2 protein-coding genes and 1 pseudogene are annotated in these 1,889 nt (G+C 47.9%); all 3 read left to right on the forward strand.

What is annotated here, in order from left to right:
* Positions 1-306 (forward strand): AAA family ATPase (locus ACR0P9_RS11825; RefSeq protein WP_432620397.1); only part of this gene is annotated, 306 nt, incomplete at its 5' end.
* A gap of 1 nt (position 307) precedes the next feature.
* On the forward strand, positions 308-1,687 hold the full coding sequence (locus ACR0P9_RS11830; RefSeq protein WP_432620399.1) for an MFS transporter: 1,380 nt from the start codon (positions 308-310) through the stop codon (positions 1,685-1,687).
* A 17-nt stretch (positions 1,688-1,704) separates the two neighbouring features.
* Positions 1,705-1,889 (forward strand): annotated as a pseudogene (locus ACR0P9_RS11835) (sugar phosphate isomerase/epimerase); the annotation flags it as partial.

Below are 1,889 nucleotides of genomic sequence, written 5' to 3' on the forward strand. Positions count from 1 at the left end.
ATTGTCGGCCGCTGTGCAGATTACGTTTTACAAAATAATCCCAATCGCTACAGTATTTTCCTGTATTCGGGCATGAAAGCACGAATGGAAAATATCAAGAAGTTCCATCCGGATCAGAATCCGGTGACGGAGACGGTCAAGATGGATCGCCGCCGTGCAGCGTATTATAAGTATCACACCGGTCAGGAATGGGGAAAGCCTTCCAATTATCATCTGTGCATTGACACCAGTACACTGGGACCGCGCACAGCAGAGGTTTTGGCTGATGTCGTACAAGCTGTACAGCAGGAAAGAGAAAGGACATAATATGAATGAAACGAAAACTCGCGGATTGAGCGTAGGCGTCCGCGTTTCATATGGCTTGGGCGATACCGCCTGCAATATTGTATTTGGTATGATTAGTGCGCTGCTGACGCTGTTTTATACAGACTATGCAGGCGTAGCAGTAGCAACCGTTGGTCTAGCAATGCTGGTTTCCCGTGTATTCGACGGATTCTCAGACGTTATCATGGGTGTTCTGGTCAGCAAGACCAAGACAAAGTGGGGCAAAGCGCGTCCGTGGATTTTGTGGATGGCTATCCCGTATGCAATCTTTGCAGTTTCCATGTTCTGCGTGCCGCAGAGCAATAACACGATTCAGTTCTGGTACATCTTTATCACGTATAATCTGTGCACCACCGTTTGCTATACCGCAATCAATGTTCCGTATGGCACCTTGTCTACGATGATGACCCGTTCTTCTCATGAACGTGACATGTTGTCTATTTTCCGCATGGCACTGTCTCCGGTAGGCAAGATTATCGCTGTTACCTTTACTTTGCCGGTTGTCAAGCTGATGGGTAATGACCAGGCGGCTTGGATTAAAACCATGAGCATCTGGTGCGTTATCGCTGTCATTCTGCTGTTTATCTGCTTCTTTAACTGCAAAGAAACCGTCAATTTGGAACAGCAGACTACAGCACAGAAGGAGAAAGTTGGCGCAGGCCGCCAGATTAAGGCTCTGCTGAGCAACCCGTACTTCTGGGCAACCCTGATTCTGTGGACGGTTACCTGTGTACATACAACCATTATCGGCACCGATCTGCCGTATTACTGCAAGTATGTACTGGGCAATGACAATATTTACAGTGTCATTTATACAGCTGAAATTATATCTCTGATTGTCGGCGCGATTGCTTGCCCGATGCTGCTGAAGAAGTTCAACAAGCGTGATCTGTCTCTGTTTGGCTGTATCGTTGTTGTCGTTGCTCATGCACTGATTATGGTCGATCCGACCAATGTCGGCTGGCTGCTTGCGATGACCATCATTCGTTCTCTCGGTCAGGCTCCGCTTACCTCGGTTGTTTTCGGTATGATGGGCGATGTAGTAGAATATGGTCAGTGGAAGAGCCATCTTCGTCAGGAGAGCTTGGTCTTTGGCGCAGGCTCGATGGGCTTCAAGATCGGCACCGGTATCACAAGTGCTGTGATGACCTTGATGCTGGAGGGCGCAGGCTTCCTCAGCTCGACGGCAGGCGGCGCTGTACAGCCGGATTCCGCGATCAGCATGATTACGACCATCTTCAAGTTCGGTCCGATTTTTGTTTGGATTGTTGCAATTATCGTTCTGGTATTCTATAAGCTGGATAAGATTTATCCGAAGGTTATGAAGGATCTGGCAGAGCGCGAAGCACGCGGAGAAATGTAAGAAAGGAGCCTTCGTTTATGTTGAAACTTGGTTATAATGAAGCTACCTGTAAGGAAAATTCTACGGTAGAAAAAGATTTGGAACTTTGCGAAAAGTATGGCTATGACTATATCGAGCTGCGTCTGGATATGCTCAAGGACTATCTCAAGACCCATACGGTCGATGACCTCAAGGCATTCTTTGCCAAGAGCCACCTGAAGCC

It is taken from the genome of Butyricicoccus sp. (genome assembly GCF_050872565.1).
In the GTDB taxonomy this organism is placed as follows: Bacteria; Bacillota; Clostridia; order Oscillospirales; family Butyricicoccaceae; genus Butyricicoccus_A.